Origin of the sequence: Alkalimonas sp. NCh-2 (assembly GCF_039631345.1) — a bacterium.
In the GTDB taxonomy this organism is placed as follows: domain Bacteria; phylum Pseudomonadota; class Gammaproteobacteria; order Enterobacterales; family Alteromonadaceae; genus Alkalimonas; species Alkalimonas mucilaginosa.
The window spans coordinates 144982-168322 of sequence record NZ_JBDIUV010000006.1 but is presented as its reverse complement, the minus strand read 5'-3'; the positions used below and the strand labels follow the sequence as shown (position 1 = coordinate 168322).

At 50.2% G+C, this 23341-nt stretch carries 23 protein-coding genes; 18 read left to right on the top strand and 5 right to left on the bottom strand.

Translation table 11 applies throughout. The features are described from left to right. The first annotated feature begins 81 nt into the window (after positions 1 to 81). Positions 82 to 1533: a glyceraldehyde-3-phosphate dehydrogenase gene (locus tag ABC502_RS15170; RefSeq protein ID WP_345916486.1), complete on the top strand. Its 1452-nt coding sequence runs from the start codon at positions 82 to 84 to the stop codon at positions 1531 to 1533. 290 nt (positions 1534 to 1823) lie between these two features. Next, complete coding sequence (rmf, locus tag ABC502_RS15165; protein WP_330087064.1) at positions 1824 to 2006, top strand: ribosome modulation factor; 183 nt, start codon at positions 1824 to 1826, stop codon at positions 2004 to 2006. Between the two features lie 76 nt (positions 2007 to 2082). On the opposite strand, the gene fabA is transcribed toward rmf, so the two are convergent. Further along, on the bottom strand, positions 2083 to 2595 hold the full coding sequence (fabA, locus tag ABC502_RS15160) for a 3-hydroxyacyl-[acyl-carrier-protein] dehydratase FabA (protein ID WP_345916484.1): 513 nt from the start codon (positions 2593 to 2595) through the stop codon (positions 2083 to 2085). Positions 2596 to 2725: 130 nt separating this feature from the next. Between fabA and ABC502_RS15155 the strand changes: the two genes are divergently transcribed. The 3 genes from ABC502_RS15155 to ABC502_RS15145 all read left to right on the top strand — a co-directional run bounded on the left by ABC502_RS15155 (position 2726) and on the right by ABC502_RS15145 (position 4712). Further along, on the top strand, positions 2726 to 2983 hold the full coding sequence (locus ABC502_RS15155) for a hypothetical protein (RefSeq protein WP_345916483.1): 258 nt from the start codon (positions 2726 to 2728) through the stop codon (positions 2981 to 2983). 66 nt (positions 2984 to 3049) lie between these two features. Further along, on the top strand, positions 3050 to 3907 hold the full coding sequence (locus tag ABC502_RS15150) for a 6-carboxytetrahydropterin synthase (RefSeq protein WP_345916482.1): 858 nt from the start codon (positions 3050 to 3052) through the stop codon (positions 3905 to 3907). After that, positions 3870 to 4712: a M23 family metallopeptidase gene (locus ABC502_RS15145; protein WP_345916481.1), complete on the top strand. Its 843-nt coding sequence runs from the start codon at positions 3870 to 3872 to the stop codon at positions 4710 to 4712. The genes ABC502_RS15150 and ABC502_RS15145 overlap by 38 nt, the downstream gene beginning before the upstream one ends. Before the next feature lie 3 nt (positions 4713 to 4715). Here ABC502_RS15145 and ABC502_RS15140 read toward each other — a convergent pair whose 3' ends face one another. Next, a complete protein-coding gene (locus tag ABC502_RS15140) occupies positions 4716 to 6509 on the bottom strand; it encodes a PDZ domain-containing protein (RefSeq protein WP_345916480.1) in 1794 nt (597 codons plus the stop codon). A 58-nt stretch (positions 6510 to 6567) separates the two neighbouring features. On the opposite strand from ABC502_RS15140, the gene hinT reads away from it, so the two are divergent. The 5 genes from hinT to ABC502_RS15115 all read left to right on the top strand — a co-directional run bounded on the left by hinT (position 6568) and on the right by ABC502_RS15115 (position 9962). Then, complete coding sequence (gene hinT / locus ABC502_RS15135) at positions 6568 to 6918, top strand: purine nucleoside phosphoramidase (protein WP_330087058.1); 351 nt, start codon at positions 6568 to 6570, stop codon at positions 6916 to 6918. 76 nt (positions 6919 to 6994) lie between these two features. Next, complete coding sequence (locus ABC502_RS15130; protein WP_330087057.1) at positions 6995 to 7414, top strand: acyl-CoA thioesterase; 420 nt, start codon at positions 6995 to 6997, stop codon at positions 7412 to 7414. A 70-nt stretch (positions 7415 to 7484) separates the two neighbouring features. Beyond that, a complete protein-coding gene (locus ABC502_RS15125) occupies positions 7485 to 7967 on the top strand; it encodes an Mpo1-like protein (RefSeq protein ID WP_330087056.1) in 483 nt (160 codons plus the stop codon). An 85-nt stretch (positions 7968 to 8052) separates the two neighbouring features. Then, positions 8053 to 9135, top strand: a complete 1083-nt coding sequence (locus ABC502_RS15120) for a histidine kinase (RefSeq protein ID WP_345916479.1) — start codon at positions 8053 to 8055, stop codon at positions 9133 to 9135. Positions 9136 to 9140: 5 nt separating this feature from the next. Continuing rightward, entirely contained in the window at positions 9141 to 9962 is an 822-nt protein-coding gene (locus ABC502_RS15115; protein ID WP_330087054.1) for a LytTR family DNA-binding domain-containing protein, read from the top strand. Positions 9963 to 10018: 56 nt separating this feature from the next. On the opposite strand, the gene ABC502_RS15110 is transcribed toward ABC502_RS15115, so the two are convergent. Next, positions 10019 to 11014 carry an ATP-dependent 6-phosphofructokinase gene (locus tag ABC502_RS15110; protein ID WP_330087053.1) on the bottom strand — a complete coding sequence of 332 codons (996 nt, stop codon included), beginning with the start codon at positions 11012 to 11014 and terminating at the stop codon, positions 10019 to 10021. A 179-nt stretch (positions 11015 to 11193) separates the two neighbouring features. On the opposite strand from ABC502_RS15110, the gene ABC502_RS15105 reads away from it, so the two are divergent. Beyond that, complete coding sequence (locus ABC502_RS15105) at positions 11194 to 12165, top strand: DMT family transporter (RefSeq protein WP_330087052.1); 972 nt, start codon at positions 11194 to 11196, stop codon at positions 12163 to 12165. A gap of 22 nt (positions 12166 to 12187) precedes the next feature. Here ABC502_RS15105 and pyk read toward each other — a convergent pair whose 3' ends face one another. Beyond that, positions 12188 to 13624, bottom strand: a complete 1437-nt coding sequence (pyk, locus tag ABC502_RS15100) for a pyruvate kinase (RefSeq protein ID WP_345916478.1) — start codon at positions 13622 to 13624, stop codon at positions 12188 to 12190. 128 nt (positions 13625 to 13752) lie between these two features. Then, positions 13753 to 14610, bottom strand: coding sequence for a MurR/RpiR family transcriptional regulator (locus ABC502_RS15095; protein WP_091339722.1), 858 nt, complete (start codon positions 14608 to 14610; stop codon positions 13753 to 13755). Positions 14611 to 14874: 264 nt separating this feature from the next. Between ABC502_RS15095 and zwf the strand changes: the two genes are divergently transcribed. The 7 genes from zwf to ABC502_RS15060 all read left to right on the top strand — a co-directional run bounded on the left by zwf (position 14875) and on the right by ABC502_RS15060 (position 23282). Next, the gene (gene zwf / locus ABC502_RS15090; protein WP_330087050.1) at positions 14875 to 16341 is read left to right on the top strand and encodes a glucose-6-phosphate dehydrogenase; all 1467 of its coding nucleotides are present in this window, start codon (positions 14875 to 14877) and stop codon (positions 16339 to 16341) included. Between the two features lie 8 nt (positions 16342 to 16349). Continuing rightward, entirely contained in the window at positions 16350 to 17036 is a 687-nt protein-coding gene (gene pgl, locus ABC502_RS15085; RefSeq protein ID WP_345916477.1) for a 6-phosphogluconolactonase, read from the top strand. A 9-nt stretch (positions 17037 to 17045) separates the two neighbouring features. Then, positions 17046 to 18896 carry a phosphogluconate dehydratase gene (gene edd / locus ABC502_RS15080; RefSeq protein WP_345916476.1) on the top strand — a complete coding sequence of 617 codons (1851 nt, stop codon included), beginning with the start codon at positions 17046 to 17048 and terminating at the stop codon, positions 18894 to 18896. Further along, positions 18889 to 19875, top strand: a complete 987-nt coding sequence (locus ABC502_RS15075) for a glucokinase (RefSeq protein ID WP_330087047.1) — start codon at positions 18889 to 18891, stop codon at positions 19873 to 19875. Before edd ends, ABC502_RS15075 begins: the two co-directional genes overlap by 8 nt. A gap of 5 nt (positions 19876 to 19880) precedes the next feature. Further along, positions 19881 to 20531: a bifunctional 4-hydroxy-2-oxoglutarate aldolase/2-dehydro-3-deoxy-phosphogluconate aldolase gene (locus ABC502_RS15070; RefSeq protein WP_345916475.1), complete on the top strand. Its 651-nt coding sequence runs from the start codon at positions 19881 to 19883 to the stop codon at positions 20529 to 20531. A 296-nt stretch (positions 20532 to 20827) separates the two neighbouring features. Next, positions 20828 to 22279 (top strand): sodium:proton antiporter NhaD, encoded by a 1452-nt coding sequence (gene nhaD, locus ABC502_RS15065; RefSeq protein ID WP_330087045.1) that lies wholly within the window; start codon positions 20828 to 20830, stop codon positions 22277 to 22279. A 157-nt stretch (positions 22280 to 22436) separates the two neighbouring features. Then, positions 22437 to 23282, top strand: a complete 846-nt coding sequence (locus ABC502_RS15060; protein WP_345916474.1) for an HDOD domain-containing protein — start codon at positions 22437 to 22439, stop codon at positions 23280 to 23282. Positions 23283 to 23341: the final 59 nt, after the last annotated feature.

Here is a 23341-nt window from a genome sequence, read left to right as displayed (position 1 = left end):
CAATAGGCCGCCGCTCGCAAGGGCGGCCTCTGTATCTGAACACCCATTACATTCAGCAGACTGAAGTTAAAAGGCCGAACTATGACCCTATCACACGAAGAACAGTACCAGAAGAGCTGGCAGGAGCGCCAGGAATTTGCCGAGAACATGCTTCCTTTGATTGGGCGGTTGTACCGCAACAAAGGCGTGGAAGTGGTTGTTTATGGCAAGCCTCTGGTCAATGCAACCACCATTGAGCTGATCAAAGCCCATAAAATGGTGGAGCGTTACGAAGGACAAAAACTCCGTTTGCGGGAAAGCTTTCCTATCCTTGAAGCCATCAGTCAGCTGGAGCTGGCCCCGGGGCGCATTGATATCGGCAAACTGGCTTATGGTTATCAGTACAAAAACTCTTCCAATGGCGCCAGCCTGCAAGACTATCTAAAGCGAGAGCTGGCCGATTTGTTGGATAACCCAGATAAAGTCCAGCCAACTGATGTTGTCCTTTATGGCTTTGGCCGCATTGGTCGTTTGTTGGCACGCCTGATGTTGGAGCGCAGTGGCCCAAGCAGCAAACTGCGCTTACGTGCAATAGTGGTGCGTGGTGGCAAAGAAGGGGACCTTGAAAAGCGCGCCAGCTTGTTGCGCCGCGACTCCATTCATGGCCTGTTTAATGGCAGCATCACCGTCGATCACGAGAATCAGGGCATTAAAGCCAACGGTACTTTTATTAAGATCATCTATGCCAACTCACCAAGCGATGTTGATTACACCCAATATGGTATTAACAATGCATTGGTGGTGGACAACACCGGTGTCTGGAAAGATGACAAAGCTCTGGCCATTCATTTTGAATCCAAAGGTACGGCCAGGGTGTTGTTAACTGCCCCGGCAAAAGGCGAAGTGCCAAATGTGGTCTATGGTGTGAATCAGGATATGATCTTGCCAGAGCATAAAATTGTGTCGGCTGCCAGCTGTACCACCAATGCTATTACACCAGTGCTGAAAGCACTCAACGATGAGTTTGGTATTCGCAATGGCCATGTCGAAACCGTGCATTCCTATACCAACGATCAGAATCTGATCGATAACTTCCACAAAGCCGAGCGCCGTGGCCGGGCCGCTCCTTTAAACATGGTTATTACCTCGACTGGTGCTGCCAGTGCTGTAGCCAAGGCATTGCCAGAATTAAAAGGCAAGCTGACCGGTAACGCCATCCGGGTACCAACGCCGAACGTGTCGATGGCTATCCTGTCGTTAAACCTGAATAAAGAAACCAGCAAAGATGGTTTGAACGCCTTCTTGCAGCAAACGGCTTTGTTCTCTGAATTGCAGGATCAGATTGATTACACCAGCTCAACTGAAATCGTATCTTCTGATTTGGTGGGTTCGCGCTATGCCGGTGTGGTGGACTCTCAGGCTACCATCGTGGATGGCGATCGTTGCGTGCTTTACGTCTGGTACGATAACGAGTTTGGTTACAGCGTGCAGGTGATTCGGGTGATGTACGAAATGGCAGGCATCAAGTATCCCACCTTGCCACAAAGCCGTTAAACGCCCAGTTCGGAGTAGCCCGGTAAAGTCATTGCTTTACCGGGTTTCTTATTCCTGAACTGGTTTGTACTGCAACTTATATTCCGCTTTCCAGCTTGATTGCTTGCAAAAAATGAGCAGATTCTTTTTTTTGTAATTCCATTGTCATATCAGGCGCTTATTCTGAAAGGTTGCAATTGCGACTAAAACAGGGTTGAACCTTTCGCAACTTTGCCTTATCTATTAGATGCGGACTGGCTGAACGCATTCATCCAGTGTTGTCATCAAAAACGATTGAGGAAGACTGCCGTATGAAAAGACAAAAACGTGATCGTCTTGAACGTGCACACGCACAAGGTTACCGGGCCGGAGTCACTGGCCGCTCAAAAGAAATCTGTCCTTATCAAAATCTCGATGTACGCTCCCAGTGGTTAGGAGGCTGGCGCGAAGCCATGGAAGACCGTGGCACAGGTCTCTATAACAAGGGTATGTAATTGCCGAATATCAACAAGAACAAGCCCCGATCACCGGGGCTTGTGGCTTTGTAAAGCTGGCGTTTTTACCTGAGCCTCAGAAGCTGGAGGTGTCGGTAAAGAGGCCTACTTTTAAATCTTTGGCAGTGTATATTTCGCGACCATCCACACTGACTGAGCCATCTGCAATTCCCATAAACAGCTTGCGTTTTATCACGCGTTTCATGTTGATCCGGTAGGTTACTTTTTTGGCTGTTGGCAGGATCTGGCCGGTGAACTTCACTTCACCTACCCCCAAAGCCCGACCTTTACCAGGGCCACCAGACCAACCAAGGAAGAAACCAACCAGTTGCCACATAGCATCCAGTCCCAAACAGCCTGGCATGACCGGATCGCCCTGGAAGTGGCAGGCAAAGAACCAAAGCTCTGGGGTAATATCCAGTTCAGCAAGGATTTCACCTTTATCAAAGTCGCCGCCTTGCTCAGAAATATGTACAATGCGATCCATCATCAGCATCTGATCGATGGGGAGCTGGCTGTTGCCCGGGCCAAAGAGTTCACCGCGACCGCAGGCCGCCAATTCTTCTTTTGTAAAGCTATTCTTCATCATGTATGTTGATTCCAGTTAACGAGGTCTGATTTTTTCTGGTGGGAGCTTAGCGAACACTTGTACGCTAAGCAAGTCCGATTAGTGTAAAATAAGCACAAACACCAGCATTCAGCCAGCATTGAGGTACCGCATGAGCGAACAAGACAAACAAGCGCTAAGCAATGCCGAAAAGCAGCGGCGATACCGCGAACGGCAAAAAGAAGCTGGTAGAAAAGAGTTGCGTGGTTATCTGTCACCAGAAGCTTTGCGCTGCTATGAAGATATCCAGCAAAAAACAGATTGGAACGATAGCACCCTGGTCAGCAATGCTTTACGACTGATGTATGCTGCCCATAAGTGTGGCCAGGTCGGTTTGCTTTATGCCTGGTTAAAAGAGCATGATCGCTAACAGCCTCTGCCATTGAGCCGGTTGCTGCCGTATAATGCACGAACCTTGTTCGTCCTGTGAGTTGTTATGATTTTATTTGTACGTGATCTGACGGTCATCGATTTTTCTTATCTTTGTTCGCAGCGTGGTTTATTGGGTGAAAGTCTGATTGTGGATGTTGAGCTGCACGGTGATTTAGATCAGGCCTCCATGGTGTTTGATTTTGGCCTGGTCAAAAAAGTGATCAAAAAAGTCATTGATAGCAGCATCGATCATGCGTTGGCTGTGCCTGTGGCCTCGACTGCCTCCAGGCTGGAACAGCAAGATGCTGTCACCAGGGTGCATTTTAACAGTGCGCGTGGTGCCATTCAGGTGGCTGGCCCTGGGCAAGCCTTTGCTTTACTGCAGGCACAGCAGGTAGATCTGCAGTCCATAGAGCAATTTATTCTGCAGCAGTTGCATGGCCAGTTGCCAGACAATGTGAAACAAGTGCAGTTAACCTTAAGGCCGGAAGCCAGTCAGGGCTTTAGTTATCACTACAGTCATGGCCTGAAAAAGCACGATGGTAACTGCCAGCGTATCGCACATGGTCATCGCTCTACCATTCAGATCTATCAGGATGGCATGTTGTCTCCCCGGTTAAATAAGTTCTGGGCTGATCGCTGGCAGGATATTTACCTGATCACCACCGAGGATCTATGTCAGCCGGATGACTTGCAGTGGTTGCAGGCCAATGCCGGTGATCTCTGTTCGCGTTATCAGGCGGGCCAGGGCCAATTTGAAATTTGTTTACCCGCCAGCCATTGCGAAGTGGTGCCTTGCGATACCACTGTGGAATGCCTGGCTGACTACATAGCCGGTGCATTGAAAACATTGAATGCGGAACATCATTACAAGGTGGTTGCTTATGAAGGTGTGGCTAAAGGCGCTATTGCTTGCAGTTAGTTTGCCGCTGCAGGCAACTGAATTATCAAAAGACAGCATTGAGTTACGCGGGGAACTGACGCAGGGCAGCCTGATCCGTGCTGTAGTGCCGGCTGGCAGCCAGGTCTGGTTTAATGATACTGAAATTGCAGTAAGCCCAAGCGGCCAGGTGGTTTTTGGCATTGGCCGGGATGCTGCGCTTGAGCATCAATTGCGTGTTCAGCTAAATGGCCAGCAGCTTATCCTGCCATTAACATTCAGTGGCCGGGAATACGACATTCAACGGATTGAAGGGGTAGAGCAGCGCTTTGTCAGCCCTCCGGCTGAAGTACTGGCCAGGATCCGTCGTGATAGCCAGCAGGTGCAGGCTGCACGGACAACGATGACCGACTTGCCGTATGCTTTCCAACAGCCGGTATGGCCCGCCTATGGCCGCATCAGTGGTGTTTATGGGTCACAACGTATTTTTAATGGCCAGCCTCGTAACCCACATTTGGGGCTGGATATTGCCGGCCCGGTTGGTAGCCCGGTGTACGCCCCGATGACCGGTATAGTCACGCTGGCAGACGACTTGTACTACTCGGGGCTAACCCTCATCATCGACCATGGATATGGTGTAAGCAGTACGTTGATGCACCTGAATGCTTTTCATGTAACCGTTGGTGATAAAGTTACTCAGGGCCAGTTAGTGGCAGATATGGGCGCTACCGGCCGGGTGACCGGGCCTCATCTGGATTGGCGAATCAACTGGTTTCAAGAGCGATTGGATCCCGCTTTGCTTATGCCGGAAGCTGCACCGCCAAGGCAGGATCCAAATCGTCGTTAAGCTTTAATGGTCCATTGCCGGGGCGGCCCACCAGGGGTGAAGTGCATCTTCAGCAGTCATACGCAATTGTGCCACTGTAGCGGGTGGCGCGCTTAACGTGATGTGTCGCTCTAACAAGCGGTCACGCCGAAACAACTGCAGGGTCAAGGGCTGCTGTACAGGCAAACGTTTAAGCAGTTCTGGCAGGCTGCTGGTAGTCAGCCGGTAGCCATCCAAAGCCAGCAATTCGTCACCTACCATCAGGCCAGCCTGATGCGCGGGTCCTTTGTGATAGACAGCGGTGAGTTTGATGCTGTGTTCACTGCTCTGATATTGGGCACCAAGCCAGACGTTACCCTCTGATTCAGCTGTTCCGTTCAGATCGTCAGGGCTGGTCGGTTGACGCCAGTTCAGTGTTAATCCAAGAGCTGGTATGTAATCGGCCAAAGGGATAGGTTCGGCTTCTTGCACCCAGTGGTTCAGTTGTGTTGCCAGCTCGGGTAGCTGCCACTCCACTAATTGTTCTGCGATGGCGCCAGGGGGAGTCCCGGTAGTTAAATGCTTTAGCCATAGCTGTTGCATCAGCTCTGGCAAGTTGCGACCTTTCGCGGTTAAAGCGGCATCAAGACAAAGTGCCACCAAAGCACCTTTGGCGTAATAACTGGCTATCGCATTGACGGCATTTTCATCCTGCTTATAGAATTTAGTCCAGGCATCAAAACTGCTGTCTTCCAGTGATTGCACCGTATCGCTTGGGTTACGGGTGACGCGGCTGATGGTTTTTTCCAGGGTTTTTAAATAACGCTCTGTGCTTTGCAGACCACTGCTGTACAAGGCCAAATCATCAAAGTAGGAGGTAAAGCCTTCGTAGATCCATAACTGTCGGCTGTATTGTTCCTGTGTCAGTTGATAAGGATGAAATTCGGCCGGTTTTAATCGTTTTACCCACCAGGTATGGAAATATTCATGACTGCAGAGGCTCAACAAGGTTTGATAACCTTCCGACAGATCGGCGTTGTCCGTTTGCACTGCAGGTAAATCAAAGCGGCTGCACAACAGCAAGGTCGAGTCCAGGTGTTCCAGACCACCAAAGCCGGAGTCAGTAACCCAGGTTAAAAACCAATAAGCCCTTAAATCCTCAGGCAAAGCGCCAAAGACATTTCGTTGTTGCTGGCAAATCCTGGCCAGATCGGCGGTAAAGCGGCTGGCATCAAATAAATTACGTCCGGTCACCACCAGGTAATGCGGTACATCGTCGATGTGAAACTCGCTCAGTTGAAAGCGGCCCGCTAATAAGGGGCTGTCAATTAAGTGCTGGTAATGCCTGGCCAGGTAGGTGCCAAAGCCCAGCCATGGGGTATCGTCTGCCGCAGGCAAAGCGGTAGCCAGTCGCCAATCGGCCGCACCTGCATCTGTTGGGGCATGTACTTTCAGGCAATGCGGCAGTTGTTCATAACCGGCGACCGACAAACACAGACAGGCTGGGTTTAATACCGCGACTTCATCATCCAGATAAGCAGCCCGCACCGAGCGATCAAACGCATAGAGCTGATAGCGTATCTGAACGCTTTGGTTGCGGTGCACCAGTTGCCAGCTTTGTTTGTCGACTTTTTCGACCGGTAAAGGCCCTTGCTGATCCGATGCTGTCAGCCATAGTATATTGCGGGCAAAGTCCCGGATCATGTAGCTACCAGGGATCCAGGCCGGCAATTGCAACAGCAGGGGGCCGTTGTCTTGTGGCTGTATGGTGAGTTCCATCTCAATCAGATGGGCCGCGATATCGACACAACGAAGCTGGTATTGAATGAAAGCCTTCATATATACTGAGGTCTCCTGCAGATAGACTCTGTTGATTGTAACATGACAAGGAATCCCCATGGCGCAAGAAACGATTTTCAGCAAAATTGTACGCGGCGAAGTTCCGGCCGATATCCTGTACCAGGATGAACTGGTGACTGCTTTTCGGGACATTCATCCCAGAGCACCCAGCCATATTTTGATTATCCCCAATCACTTGATCCCAACAGTCAATGATGTAGAGCCGCAGCATGAACAAGCACTGGGTCGCCTCTTTACCGTGGCTCGTAAACTGGCGGCAGAGGAGGGCATTGCTGAGGATGGCTATCGGCTGATTATGAACTGCAATCAGCATGGCGGTCAGGAGGTGTACCATATTCATCTGCATTTGGTAGGCGGGCGCCCCTTAGGCCCCATGTTAAGCTACTAAAGCTGGCAGCATTGCATTTGCCGGGCGTTCACGTACAATGCGCGCCCGCACATACAACCAACAGATCAGAGCGAGCATGAGCACAGACAACCAAGACGCACTTATTGCCAAACGCATGCAGCATGCCATCACCCGGGTAACTAAAACCGTTTTTCCGGGGCGCACCAATCACCACAACACCTTGTTTGGTGGTGAGGCGCTGGCCTGGATGGATGAAGCCGCTTTTATTGCTGCTACCCGTTTTTGCCGTAAACCCCTGGTAACTGTGTCTTCTGACCGGGTTGATTTTAAAGAAGCCATTCCTGCTGGCAGTTTGATTGAACTGGTCGCAAAGATTGATCATGTCGGGCGTACCAGTATCCGGGTGCATGTGGATATTTTTTTGGAGCACATGTACCAGGATGACCAGCACAAAGCCATTTCCGGCAGCTTTACCTTTGTTGCGCTTGGGCCGGATCGCAAACCTGTGCCGGTGCTGTCAGGGTTTGATGGCTAGGTCCTTTACTTGACTTTGTGTGCTGTTGGATTAATCTGGTAAGAGCAGTTAGCAGCCGCCAGGTGACACAATGAAAACAGCACAGCAGTGGTTTGATGCATACGCGGTAAGCCATCAAAATAAAATAAATAAGGCCATTCACTGGTTAGCGGTGCCAATCATTTATGGCACTGTTTTTGGTTTGCTATGGTCCATTCCGATGCCTTTGTCCGGTCTGGCTGCCAGCCAAATCAATTGGGCCATGTTAATGGCTGTACCTGTGTTGGTGTTTTATTTTAGTTTATCTTTTGCACTGGGTGCGGGCATGACCTTGTTTACCGCTCTGGTATTTTCTGTGTTGCGTTGGCACGAACTGGCGCTTGGCTGGCCTCTTTGGCTCAGTAGCCTGGTACTCTTTGCAGTCATGTGGCTGTTGCAATTTATCGGGCATCATATTGAAGGGAAAAAACCGTCCTTTTTTCAGGATATTTTCTTTTTGCTGATTGGGCCGGCCTGGCTACTGAGCTTTGTGTTGCAGCGCCTTGGCATCCGTTATCAGCGCCGTTGCGACTAATGTAGCGGGATTCAGGTTTAACTGAGCTGCAGCCTGGCTGCACTCGGGTATAATTTCAGCTATCTCAAGCAGTTCTGGTGGCGCCTTGCTTCACAACTTAGACGATAAAAGACATCTGCAATTTTGGCTACTGCACACGCTCGGTTGGATAGGTTTTGCCGTGGTGCATTATCTGGGCTCTCTGGTGCAGGAGATGCGCGATGCTTACCTATGGGTGGTATTACTGGATGCCTTTGTGGGCTGGTTACTGACCATACCCCTGCGCTATGTGTATCAACGTGCCTGGTACTGGCATCCACTAAAAATGATCCTGACGGTCTTGTTGCTGGCCACTGTGGTTGCCGTGGTATGGACCATCTTTAAAAACCATTCCTACTGGGAAATCTACCGCCATGGCTTTCAGCCAAAAAGCTGGAGTTGGGCCCAGTTGTACCTGCGACATACGCCGGTCTCTTTTTATGTGATCCTAAGCTGGAGTGGCCTTTATTTTGGTATTAAGTATTACCAGACCCTGCAACGGGAAAAGCAGAAGCTGCTTACTGCTACCAACAGAGCGCATGAAGCTCAGTTAAAGATGTTGCGCTACCAGCTCAACCCTCACTTTTTATTCAATACCTTAAACGCAATTTCTACGCTGGTGTTGACCAGAGAAAATGATACTGCGGAGAAAATGGTAACCCGGCTCAGTGACTTTTTGCGTTATTCTTTGTACAAAGATCCGATCAAAAAAGTCCCCCTGCAACAGGAAATCAGTGCGGCTCGGCTTTATCTGGAAATTGAAAAAGTACGTTTTTCAGAGCGGTTGAAGGTGAGTTTTGAAATCAGTGATGAAGCCTGCCAGGCATTAGTACCCAGTTTAATCTTGCAACCCCTGATTGAAAATGCCATAAAGTACGCAGTAGCAACCCAGGTAGAAGGTGGCCGAATTGCAATTTCAGCGAAAAAGTTTGGTCATGATCTGCTGTTGGAAGTAGCCGACAATGGACCAGGTGTGCCGCTGGATGGTGGTTTGCCCAAGTCGGAAAACAGTGGGGTTGGTTTGGTCAATACCCGTGAGCGGTTAGCGGCATTGTACGATCATAATTTTTCATTGGTGCTGACGCACAACGATCCATTGGGACTGAAGGTCAATATTCGTATCCCTTATGAACTGGACACAACGGAATAAAGAGCATGCTGAAGGTAGTAGTAGTCGATGATGAGCCATTAGCCCGCAAAGGGATGTTGTACCGGCTGGGAGAATTTAAGGAGCTGACGGTAGTCGCTGAATGTGCCAATGGTAAAGAAGCGATTGATGCCATTGCTGCGCATCAGCCCGATTTGGTGTTTCTGGATGTAGAAATGCCAGGTATTAATGGCTTTGCTGTGATTGAACATTTGCAAAATCAACAATTGCCAATGCCTTACATTATTTTTGTCACCGCTTACGATCACTATGCGTTGGCGGCCTTTGATGTCAATGCTATTGATTATGTACTAAAGCCAGTTGAGGCAGAGCGGTTAAAGCTGGCTGTGGATAAAGCCATCAAGGTGTTTGACAGCCGGGATGATCAGAAGCACAAATCGCAACTGGCGCAGGTTGTATCCCGCTTAACCGGTGATGCAGCCGACACTATTTTGGAGCGGCTGAGTAACGAAGAGCCAGTGGTTGACTCACGCTATCCGGATGCCATTAGTATCAAAGACAGTGGCGAAATTACCCGGGTAATGGTGATTGATATTGATTGGGTGGATGCAGCCGGTGATTACATGTGTATCCATACCCGTGATGGTCAAACGCATATTCTGCGTAAAACCATGAAGGAGCTGGAGCAAGAACTGGATCCGCGCTTGTTTGTCCGGGTGCATCGTTCAGCCATTGTCAATGTAAATACCATCGTAAAGCTGCAGATGTTACCCAATGGCGAGCATCAGTTGATGTTAAGCAATGATCAGACGGTGAAAGTCAGCCGTAGCTACAAAGACAGGGTCAAACAGGTCTTTAAAGGAGCATAAACCATCACCTCAGTAGGTAGCTTGCCGTCCCTTAGCAGGACGGCAACCGAACTGAGTCAGTCATTGGCGACTTGTTGCTGCCAGCGAAGCAGATAAGGATCAATGCGTTTTTTCCGCTCGCCGCTGGCCTGCAGCGGGTACAGACCAGCCTGATGATTCACTTCACCAGCCATCATCAGGTGGGCACCGCCAAGTAACTGCTCCACTGCGTAGGCACCTAATTTAGTGGCAAGGATGCGATCCGCTCCAACGGGTGATCCCCCGCGTTGAATATGCCCCAACACACAAGCACGACATTCGATGCCGATCGCATCGGTAATGTCCGCTGCCAGCGTGGTGCTGCCACCAGGGTAGCAATGCTCGGCCATCACAATGATGTAACTGCTTTTGCCTTTCAGTACCTGGGCATTCTGAATGGGCCGAATCACTGTATCGAGCTGGCCTGGTTCCAGAGTACCGAACTCCGGACAGATAATTTGCTCTGCGCCGGATGCGATACCGGCAGACAGTGCAATAAACCCGCTGTGGCGTCCCATCAGCTCTACCAGAAAGATACGTTCGAACGCATCGGCAGTATCCCGAATTTTATCAATGGCATCCAGCGCCGTATCAATGGCGGTGGCATAGCCTATGGTGGCATCGGTGCCATCCACATCATTGTCAATGGTACCCGGCAAGCCAAGAATTTGCCCCTTGTAATGCTGAGCGATGGCCAGGGCACCTTTAAAACTGCCATCACCTCCAATCACCAGCAACGCATCAAGCTGCAGTTGACGCAGTGTGGCGGCGGCAGCTTTTGCGCCTTCTTCAGTCTGTAAAGCAGGGCAACGGGCGCTTTTTAAAATGGTGCCGCCCAGCTGAATAATATGCTGCACATGATAAGGCAGCAGCTTGGTATAGTCGCCTTCTATTAAGCCGTTGTAACCATGAGAAAAGCCAATCACCTCAATTTGGTGAGCTGCAGCCGTTAACACCACCGAACGAATGCAGGCATTCATGCCTGGCGCATCGCCACCTGAAGTTAAAACACCTATGCGCCGTATCGTTGCCATCTGATTGCTCCATTGCTATCTACAGAGCAGCAGTATAGCAAAACTTCATTGCAACACTTTGATCTGCCGCATAACGCTACATAACGCAATAAAGTGCTGGCTGGCGGAAACTGCAGGACTTTTGTCTTTGAATAAGCGAAAATAGTGGTTGTTGTTTTGCCCTTACAGGTAGTCCTTCCATGCATCAGGTTTCCGGTCGCGCAATTTTAGGTTTCAGCCTTGCTTTTACCACGGCGGTGCTCTGGGGGGTTTTACCGATAGTACTGAAGGTGCTGCTTGATTTTCTGACCGCCAGTACCTTGACTGGTATTCGTTTTTTCGTAGCTGCTGTTATGGTTGGTGTCTTATTGTGGTGGCAGCGGCAATGGCCCCGGTTCAGTTTGTTAAGCCGGCAAGGCATTGTATTGTTGTTGATTGCTGTGCTGGGCCTGTTGGCCAATTATCTGTTGTATATGTCAGGTTTAAATTACCTGACCGCAGAAACAGCTCAACTGTTAATCCAGTTGGCCCCTTTTCTGATGATGTTAGGAGGGGTCTGGATTTTTAAAGAGCGCTTGTTGTTTTGGCAAAAAATTGGTGCTCTGGTGTTGGTGGTTGGGTTGCTGCTGTTTTTTAATACACGCTTGTTGGTGCTACTGACTCAATTGAGCGAAGAAAGCTTTGGTTTATTGCTGATCATTGGAGCGGCTGTCACCTGGGCAGCTTATGCTCTGGCACAAAAGCAATTGTTGGTGCATTACAGTTCAAAGCAAATTATGGTGCTTATTTATTGTGCCGGAGCTGTAGTATTTATGCCTTTGTCGGATCTGCAGCCTTTGCTGCAACTGACGGGGTGGCATTGGGCATTTTTGCTGTTTTGTTGCTTAAATACCGTGGTAGCGTATGGAGCTTTTGCGGAGGCTTTGCATCATTGGGAGGCTTCAAAAGTCAGTGCTGTGTTGGCTATTACGCCTTTGATCACCATACTGGTTGCCAAAGGTTTGCATCAATGGCAGCCAGAATGGCTGACACCAGAACCTTTAAATGGCTGGGCCATGCTGGGAGCTTGTTTGGTGGTGGTAGGTTCCATGACAACCGCATTATCACCGTTGTGGGGGCAGTATCACGCTAAATTCCAAGAAAAACGCCGTAGTCAGCAACTACGGCGTTAAAACAGGCTGGTACTGGTAGCCGTTATTTAACCTGCACGATTTTACAGGTATTAGAGGCTCCGATAGTTTCCATTTGATCACCATGGGTCAGCATCACCAGATCGCCACTTTTTAAACCAGCCTGGCTGGCAATGCATTGAATTGCACTGTGAGCCAGTTCCTGTGCCGGAATAGCCCTGGTATCAAAAAATGCTGGATACACACCACGGTACAGCGCCAGTTTGTTCAGTGTTTTTTGATGGCGTGACAGGGCATAAATGGGCTGGGTGGAGGTGATTCGTGACATCAGCTTGGCGGTATAGCCAGATTCAGTCAGCGCGATGATGGCTTTAATGCCAGGCAGATGGTTCGCTGCATACATCGCGGACAAGGCTATGGTCTCACTGACATCACTGAAGGTTTCCTCCATCCGGTGCTTGGATACTTTAATGCTGGGGTGCTTTTCGGCTCCAAGACAAACCCGTGCCATCGCATCCACTGTTTCTGTCGGATAAGCACCAGCTGCGGTTTCAGCAGACAGCATCACGGCATCGGTACCATCCAGTACCGCATTTGCCACGTCCATCACCTCCGCCCGGGTTGGCATTGGGCTTTCGATCATCGACTCCATCATTTGAGTTGCTGTGATCACAATCCGATTCAACTGGCGACTGCGGGCGATAATACGCTTTTGCTGGCCAACCAACTCAGCATCGCCTATTTCTACCCCCAAATCCCCTCGGGCCACCATAACGGCATCGGAAGCCAGAATAATGTCATCCAGGGTAGGGTTATCTGCCACGGCTTCAGCCCGTTCAATTTTTGCCATGATACGGGCTTCAGAGCCTGCAGCCAAAGCCAGCTCGCGTGCCAGACGCAGGTCGTCACCGCAGCGCGGAAAAGAAACTGCCAGATAATCTACATCAATTTCAGCTGCCAGCTTGATGTCTTCTTTGTCTTTTTCGGTCAGGGCCGGGGCTGATAAGCCGCCGCCCTGGCGATTAATGCCTTTGTTGTTACTGAGCTTACCGGCCACGGTGACCTTGGTGTGTACCTTGCTGCCATCGACCGAAGTAACTTGCAATTGGATGCGACCATCATCCAGCAGCAGAATATCGCCAGGCTGTACATCCTGTGGCAATTCTTTGTAATCAATCCCTACCTGCTCAGTAGTGCCGGCGCCTTTCGGTAAGCTGGCATCCAGCAGGAATGCCTGCTCAGGTTTTAGCTGCACTGAGCCTTCAGCAAAGGTCGAGACACGAATTTTGGGTCCCTGCAAATCACCAAGAATGGCGACATGAGTCCCGGTTTTATTGGCGGCAGCACGAACCATGGCAGCGCGCTGGCGATGGTCATCGGCACTGCCATGAGAGAAGTTGAAGCGAAATACCGTGGCCCCTTTTTTAATCAGTTGCTCTATTGCGGTTTCGGTATTGGTGGCAGGGCCTAGGGTCGCGACAATTTTAGTTCTTCTTGGCATCAAATGCTCCTGAATGCAGCTATGGACGAATAACAAACAGTGTAATGTAATTTTATTACAGAATACAGCGTTATGGAGAAATTAAATAACAACGACCGTACAGCAAGTCAGGCGGTCGTTGTGCTGATTCAGGCAGGAAAGTCTTTCTTTTCGAAGCGGGAGCCGCGTAAACTATCTTTTACTTTTTTCAGGTTTTCACGGAACTTGGAGCCGCGGCGTAAGGTAAAACCTGTAGCCAGAATATCGATCAGTACCAGTTGAGCAACCCGGGAAGCCATGGGCATGTACATATCGGTGTCTTCCGGCACATCCAGCGACAACACCAGTGTACACTCGCGGGCCAATGGGCTGTCATAGGCCGTAATGCCAATTACAGTAGCATCGTTTTCGCGTGCAATGGCTGCGATATCACACAGGTTTTTAGTACGGCCGGTATGGCTGATGCATACCACTACATCGCCTTCTGCGCTGTTAATAGCCGACATACGTTGCATCACGATATCGTCAAAGCAAACGACCGGTACATTAAAGCGGAAAAACTTGTTCTGAGCATCATGCGCCACAGAGGCTGATGCGCCCAAACCAAAAAATGAAATTTTCTTCGCCTGCGTAAGTACATCCACCGCGCGGTTAATGGTATTGATATCTACATTGTGGCGGGCAGAGTCCAGCGCTGCCATGGTGGATTCAAAAATTTTTGCAGTATAGGCTTCAGGACCATCTTCTTCTTCTACATGACGGTTCACATAGGGAGTGCCATTGGCCAGGCTTTGCGCCAGATGCAGCTTAAAATCCGGAAAGCCTTTGGTATCCAGGCGACGGCAGAAGCGGTTAACTGTTGGCTCACTGACATCAGCCATTTTCGCCAGGGCAGCTATACTGCTATGGATGGTGGTTTGTGGGTTAGCCAGGATCACTTCAGCCACTTTACGTTCAGACTTGCTGAAGTTTGCCACGCTGTTGACTATTTTTTCGAGTACATTCATTCCAAGCTTCCTGGTTATGCAACCGGATGATACAGAGATCCGATGTAATCTTGTTGTTATACATCCAAACCCGGTTACAGAAAAGTATTTATTTTACCACAGTTAGAGCCTGTAGCACGCTGTAACTCACTGCAGCTGAGCGTATAATAGGATACTTAAGCATAAATGTAATTTAATTACAATAAGTCGGGTTTACAACGCCGGAATGCTGCGCTAGTATGCGGTGGTTGTTGTAAAATTACATCTTTAGAACGGGACTAAACTATGTCATCTGCAGCAAAAGCCTGTGATCTTATTTTATTTGGCACCAAAGGAGATCTGGCGCGTCGTAAGTTATTGCCGGCTCTGTATCAACTGGAAAAAGCCGGTTTAATGCAGGATGACAGCAGGGTAATAGGGGTGGCCAGAGATGAGCTGGAGTTAGAGGCTTATCAGCAACTGGTTCGGAAAAACCTGGAAACCTTTATTAAGAAAGAGCCGATTGACGAAGAAGTCTGGCAACGTTTTAAAGAGCGTTTGCATTATGTGCAACTGGATTTAAGCGCGACTGCGGATTACAAGAAACTCAGTGCTGTAGTAGATAGTAGCCAGCGCATTCCGGTCAGCTATTTTGCTACCCCACCGGCGTTGTTTTCCGCGATTTGTGCTGGCTTGCACGCCGCCGGCCTTGCAGCCGAACCTGCCCGGGTTGTGCTGGAGAAGCCCATTGGTCACGATTTAGAATCATCCCGGCTTATCAATGAGCAAGTGGCTCAGTATTTTAACGAATGCCAAATCTACCGCATCGATCACTACCTTGGTAAAGAAACGGTGCTTAATTTGTTGGCCCTGCGTTTTGCGAACGCAATTTTCGCTTCGAACTGGGATCATAATGCCATCGATCACGTGCAAATTACTGTAGCTGAAGAAGTTGGAGTCGAAGGGCGCTGGAGTTACTACGACGACGCCGGTCAGATGCGTGACATGGTGCAAAACCATTTATTGCAGGTACTGACGCTGATAGCGATGGAGCCACCAGCACGCCTGGATGCCGACAGCATCCGGGATGAAAAGCTTAAAGTATTGAAGGCTTTGCGTCCTATTGATACCAGCAATGTGCATGAAAAGACGGTACGTGGTCAATACGCAGGTGGTTATGTTGCCGGCGGCGCTGTGCCGGGCTACCTGGATGAAGAGGGCTCGCGTAGCAATAGCAGCACAGAAACTTTTGTTGCGATTAAAGTGGATATCGATAACTGGCGTTGGGCCGGAGTTCCTTTCTACCTGCGGACCGGTAAACGTATGCCGGAAAAGCGCAGCGAAGTGGTGATCAGTTTTAAACCGCAACCACACAATATTTTTCATGAAACTTACAAGCAGTTGCCAGCCAATAAGCTGATCATTCGTCTGCAACCTGATGAGGGTGTGGAAGTTCAGGTCATGAACAAAATTCCAGGTTTGGGTGAGCACATGCAGCTGAAACAAACCAAGCTGGATTTGAGCTTTGATGAAACGTTCAGTTCCAAGCGCATTGCCGATGCCTACGAGCGCTTACTGCTTGAAGCCATGCTTGGCAATCAATACCTCTTTGTACGTCGCGATGAAGTGGAGCATGCCTGGCGTTGGGTGGATGGTATTTTGGCAGCCTGGCAAGCAACAGGCGAAACCCCTAAAAGTTATCAGGCCGGCAGTTGGGGGCCTGTATCTGCCATTTCATTGCTGGCACGTGATGACCGCAATTGGGACGAATAGGAGTCAGGATGCAATTTCATCGTTTTGAAAACAGTAGCGCGCTAAACAGCACCTTTGCCAGGTGGTTAATTCGCATAGTTAAAGATGCCATTGCCGAGCGAGGCCATGCCTACCTGGCGGTGTCCGGTGGCCGTACACCGCAGGCATTGTTTGCACACTTGGCCGGGACTGACTTGCCCTGGCAGCAAGTTACCATCACCCTGGCGGATGACCGTTGGTTGGCTCCGGATGCTCAGGACAGCAATGAGCGTCTGGTGAAGTCGGTACTGCTGCAAGACAAAGCCAGCGCGGCTCACTTTGTAAGTCTGGTGACTACAGATGAACGCGCTGAGCAGGGAGCTGCTGTGATTAACCAGCGGCTGTCATCGTTACCAAAGTTTGATGCCGTTATTCTTGGCATGGGGGAGGATGGCCATACCGCCTCACTGTTTCCCTGCAGCCAGGAATTGTCTTTGGGGCTGAACACGACGCAGGATGCACTGGCCGTTCATCCGACTACAGCACCTTACCAGCGGATCTCGTTGTCCAAACAGCGTTTGCTGAACACGCAGCACTTGTTTTTGCATCTGGTTGGTGCCGGTAAACTGCCGGTATTGAACCAAGCCATAGCCGGTGATGATGTGCTGCAGATGCCAATCCGCGCTTTCTTACACCATCCCTGTGTTGATATCCAGGTGATGTTTGCTACCGAGTAGAGGCTATTTATGCACCCTGTCATTCAACAAGTCACCGATCGTATTGCCGCCAGAAGTGAGCGCAGCCGGGCGGTTTATCTGGCCAGGATTGAAAAGGCACGCCTAAAAGGACCCCATCGCGGTACCTTATCCTGTGGTAACCTGGCACATGGTTTTGCTGCTTGTGGCAAGCAGGATAAATCCGATCTGCGTAGCCTGACCAAAGCCAATATAGGCATTATTTCGTCGTACAACGATATGCTGTCAGCACATCAACCCTATGAGCATTATCCGGCGTTGATCAAAGCCGCAGCCCAAGAGGTAGGCAGTGTTGCTCAGTTTGCCGGTGGTGTGCCAGCGATGTGTGATGGTGTCACTCAGGGGCAGCCTGGGATGGAGCTCAGCTTGATGAGCCGCGACATTATTGCGATGGCCGCAGCGGTTGGTCTATCGCACAATATGTTTGATGGTGGTCTGATGCTTGGCATTTGCGACAAAATAGTGCCCGGACTGTTGATGGCAGCTTTTAGTTTTGGCCATTTACCCTTTGTGTTTGTACCCGCAGGGCCGATGCCATCCGGTATTCCCAATAAAGAAAAAGCGCGCGTACGCCAGTTGTATGCCGAAGGTAAAGCAAGCAAAGAGCAATTGCTGGAGGCCGAATCAGCGTCGTATCACTCAGCAGGTACCTGTACCTTTTATGGCACAGCCAACTCCAATCAGTTGGTGGTAGAAATGATGGGGCTGCACTTGCCAGGTTCTTCATTTGTAAATCCAGGAACCGAGCTGCGTGATGAGCTGACCAAAGCCGCTACCCGGCAAGTGACTCGTTTGACCGACTTAGGCACTGAGTACCTGCCCATCGGCAGCATGGTGGATGTAAAATCCATCGTCAACGGTCTGGTCGGCTTGTTGGCTACCGGCGGCTCTACCAATCATACTATGCATCTGATTGCGGTCGCCCGTTCGGCTGGCTTTCTGATCAACTGGGATGATTTTGCCGAACTATCCAGTGTGACTCCACTGGTAACCCGTATTTACCCCAATGGCCAGGCAGACATCAATCATTTTCAACAAGCCGGAGGTATGGCTTACCTGATCCGCACTTTACTGGATGAAGGCCTGCTGCACGAAGATGTGCACACCGTGGCTGGTTTTGGCTTGCGCCGTTACACCCAGGTGCCGGTATTGCAAGATGGCAAGCTGGTATGGGTAGATGGCCCGACCGAATCGCTTGACCCAAGTGTCTTAACTTCTGCCGCAGCTCCCTTTAAAAACCATGGCGGGCTTGAGGTGCTGTCTGGCAATCTGGGACGTGCTGTCATGAAAACCTCCGCTTTGCGTGACGGTACTGCTGCGATTACAGCTCCTGCAGTAGTTTTTTCCAGTCAGCACGAGTTGGACGCTGCTTTTAAAGCCGGAGATTTAAATAAAGACTGCATTGTGGTGGTTCGTTTTCAGGGACCAAAAGCCATTGGAATGCCGGAGTTGCATAAACTGACACCTCCTCTTGGCGTGTTGCAAGACCGAGGCTACAAAGTCGCTCTGGTGACAGATGGTCGTATGTCGGGTGCTTCCGGTAAGGTTCCGGCAGCCATTCATGTGACACCGGAAGCGGTAGAAGGCGGCTTACTGGCCAAAGTGCAAAACGGTGATCTGGTGCGGGTAGATGCTGATCAAGGTGTACTGGAAGTGCTGGTTGATGCGGACGAGCTGGCCAAGCGTCAGGCAGAAACCATCGATTTATCCGATAGCTACGCAGGCATGGGCCGGGAAATTTTTGGCGGGCTACGTGCTCAGTTAACCGGGGCAGAAGAGGGGGCTTGCGCCTTGTTCTCGACCGAAGATCATCTGGTAGCCGCTGGAGGTAGCAATGACTGATGTGCGTTACGCCATTGTGGCAGACATCGGCGGCACCAACGCCCGCTTCAGCCGGGTGGATTTATCGGCTTTGACATTGGATAAAGTCCAGCAGTATCGTTGTGCCGATTTTGCCAGTCTGGCGGATGCACTGCAGCATTACCGTACAGATCAGCAGTTGCATGCTTTAAGCGATGTTGCTATTGCCATCGCCTGCCCGGTGCAAGGTGATATGGTGCAAATGACCAACTTTCACTGGCAATTTTCCATCAGCGCGATGCAGCAGCAACTGGAGCTTTCCACTTTGCTGGTGATGAATGATTTTACCGCGGTGGCGATGAGCTTGCCTGCGGTGCAAGCTGCGGCTTGTGTGCAGGTAGGCGCAGGTACCGCTGTTGCCGGGCAGCCGATGGCAGTGCTGGGCGCAGGCACTGGTCTGGGTGTTGGCCATTTGTTGCCTGTTGGAGAAAAAGGTTATCTGCCACTGCCCGGAGAAGGTGGCCATGTCGATTGGGCTCCCACCAATCAGCAGGAGTGGGCAATATACCAGCAGCTAAGCGCTAAATATGGCCATGTTTCCCCAGAGCGCTTGTTATCAGGCCCTGGGTTGGAAGACTTGTACCTGGCACTGGCAGCGTATCGCCAACAGCAGGTTGAACCACTCAGTGCAGCTGCTATTTCACAGCAGGCATTGGCCGCTGACAATGCGCTGGCTTCAGCCACCATAGCGCAGTTTTTTGCCAGCCTTGGCAGTATCGCCGGTGATCTGGCATTGACATTAAGCACCACGGGAGGCGTTTTTATTGGCGGTGGCATAGTGCCGAAACTATTACCGCTGCTCCCGCAGAGTGAGTTTCGTGCCCGCTTCGAGCAAAAAGGGCGTTTTACAGCCTTTAATCAGGCCATTCCAACTTATGTAATCACAGCAGAGCAACCCGGCCTTATTGGCGCTGCTTTGTATCTGAAGCAAACCATCTTACAACAAACTCAGGGCGAGTAAGCACTATGGCATTTGAAAATTGGCAATTAGATCCTGCAACCTTGTTTGCTCAAGGCCCTGTGGTACCCGTTATCGTCATAAATGATTTGGCTGAAGCCGTGCCTATGGCGAAAGCACTGGTTGCTGGCGGCTTGCGCGTTCTTGAAGTGACGCTGCGAACCCCTGTGGCAATGGATGCGATCCGCTTGCTAAGTCAGGAAGTACCGGATGCGATTGTTGGTGCCGGCACCGTCACTTCGTCGGAGCAATTGCAGCAGGTCATTGCCGCTGGTGCCCGTTTTGCCATCAGTCCGGGCATGACCCGTGAGCTATTGCAGGCAGGTAAGGACTCTGTGATCCCACTGATCCCTGGCATTGCCAGCATTTCTGAGTTGATGGAAGGGCTGGCACTTGGGTATACCCACTTCAAGTTTTTCCCCGCAGAAGCTGCTGGTGGCGTTAAAACATTGAAATCCATCCATGGTCCTTTCTCAGAAGTTCGTTTCTGCCCAACCGGCGGTATCAATGAGAAAAACTTCCTTGAGTATCTGGCACTGCCGAATGTGGTGTGTGTGGGTGGCTCCTGGGTGTTGCCGGCCGATGCCATTGCCGCAGGAGACTGGCAAAGAGTCACAACCTTGTGTCAGGAGGCTTTGGCGCAGGTGCAGACCCACTGAGACCTGGCAACTGTGCCGGCTTAAGCCGGCCAGTTCACTGAGCTGCGGCTGTTTAAGCCGAAAATGTTGATCATCACACCTTAACTACCGATAATTTTTTGCATACTTAACCACTAAGAACTAGCCCTTAGTGCATACAGATGTTTTATTTCTGCTACTTTAGTCGCAACCTCGCAATTTAACGCTATTTTCTGGCATTTTGTCCTGATTTTTCTTTATCTGCTATGCTACAATGCCGCCGCCTGCAATAGGTAAAAGCTTCCCTTTAATCCGAATGTAACTAGATAGGTCTGGCCATGCAAAGTCTCCGTTGCGTGTCGTGGTTGGCTGGTTTGCTGTGTCTGCTGTTCAGCACTCCGGTTTTTGCTGCATCCGCTGCTCCACTTGATTTAACAAGCTCTCTCGTTGGTTTTGTCTGTATCGCAATCTTTGTTGTTGCCTATATTCTGGTAATGGGCGAAGAGAAACTCCATATGCGTAAATCCAAGCCCGTATTGGTCGCGGCGGGCCTTATTTGGATTTTGATTGGCTGGGTCTACATCAGTCAGGATATTCCCGATGTGACGGAGGCGGCATTTCGTCATAACCTGCTCGAGTTCGCTGAATTGATGCTGTTCCTGCTGGTTGCTATGACTTACATCAATGCGCTGGAAGAGCGACGCCTATTTGATGCGCTGCGCTCCTGGATGATTCGTAAGGGCTTTAGTTACCAGAATTTATTTTGGATCACTGGCTTTTTGTCGTTCTTTATTTCGCCTATTGCCGATAACCTGACTACGGCCTTACTGATGTGTGCCGTGGTGATGAAAGTTGCCGAAGGTGACAAGCGGTTTATTAATATTTGTTGCGTAAATATCGTTATTGCTGCCAACGCAGGCGGTGCTTTTAGCCCCTTTGGTGATATTACTACACTGATGGTATGGCAAGCTGGCTTGGTTCGTATTGATGAGTTCCTGGTGTTGTTCCTGCCTGCTCTGGTCAATTACCTGGTACCAGCAGCGGTGATGAGCTATTTCGTTGAAAAGAAACAGCCCAGCGCTGTCTATGAAGAGGTGGAGCTAAAACGTGGTGCGCTGCGAATTCTAACTTTGTTCTTGCTAACTGTAGCAACGGCTGTACTGTGTCACAGCTTGCTGCATCTGCCGCCGGTGCTGGGTATGATGATGGGGCTTGGCTATTTGCAGTTTTTTGGTTATTTCCTGCGGATGACTCTGCCAGGTTCACTGGCTCGTAAAAAAGCGATGGCTGAGCGGGAAGGGGATCAGGAAAAGTTAAAGCGCTTGGGTGGTGTGGTGCCCTTTGATGTGTTTAGCCGGGTTTCCAGGGCCGAGTGGGACACCTTGTTATTCTTCTATGGCATCGTTATGTGCGTAGGCGGATTGGGTTTTCTTGGTTACCTCGGTTTAATGTCCGACCTGCTGTACGAAGGTTGGAATGCCACCTCTGCCAATATTCTGTTGGGGATGATTTCTGCTGTTATCGATAATATTCCCGTGATGTTTGCTGTACTGGCGATGCAGCCGGAGATGTCGCATGGCCACTGGTTGTTGATTACCCTGACTGCAGGCGTTGGGGGCAGCTTGTTGTCCATTGGTTCTGCGGCTGGAGTGGCGCTGATGGGGCAGGCCAGGGGGTATTATACTTTCTTTGGGCATCTGAAGTGGGCGCCGGTTATTTTGCTAGGCTACATCGCCAGCATCGTTGTACATTTGTGGCTAAACGCTGATTTATTCCATATCTACGATTAAAAGGCCAACGGGCAGCAGCCAACTGCTGCCCGTTACTTTTGCAGTAAAACGTATCGCCTATCCCAGCTAATCTGTTATTCTTTCAGTCAATATTCCAATTATGTGCTTGCCGGCTATACTAATAGCAAGCAGACAAACCAACTTGAGACATCGTTTGATGAACGCTCTACAGTATGCCGAGAACGTAACCGAAGTTTTTGTCTTTCCTGATGCTTATTTGCGGGTCAAGCAATTGCTGGAGTCCGAGCGGGCAGATATGGATGAAGTGGCAGAAGTTATCCAACTGGATCCTTCACTAGCCAGCAAAGTGCTGAAATTAGCTAACAGCGCGATATACAGTTTACCCAAAAAAATTGACACCATTGGGAAAGCTCTGGTGGTATTGGGAGCCGAAACAGTTTACAACCTGGTGGTCAGCTCGGCGGTGATCAGTGTCTGCGAACAGGTCACCACCAATGCCATTGATATGGACAGATTTTGGGCGCAAAGTGTGCACAGTGCTTTAATAGCGAGGGCGTTAGGCAATAAAGTGGTGCCAAGGCAAAGTGAACAGCTGTATGTATCTGGCCTGCTGCACACTATTGGCGAGCTGGCATTGTGCCAGTTGGATCCTGAACTGGCCAAGGCCTGTGAGCAGTACTCTGCAACTGAGAAGCCCTGGCAATGCCAACGCCGGCTGTTGGGCTTTACCTATGCCGAGTTAAGTGCCGCATTATTGCGATTATGGCAATTGCCACCCTCTATCATTGAACCTATAGCCTTGCAGCATCAGCCAGATAAGCATCTGAGGCAACCTGCGGTTCTGTTGTTGAATATATCAACCCGCCTGGCATTGGCCAATATTCATGCGGATCTCTACAAGCAAGCGAATTTACTCGATCCCTTTGTGCTGGAGGTCCTGGGAATTATTGAGCCAGACTTGCGTGCCGCCCTGGATTTCTGTAATAGTGAAGCGCTTTACCTTCTTTCTGTATTAAACCCTAAAGCTGGCATGTTGTATTAAGTTGTAAGCGGGCCACTGCGGTAGATGCAGAGCAACGAATCCGATACAGGAGCCACTAT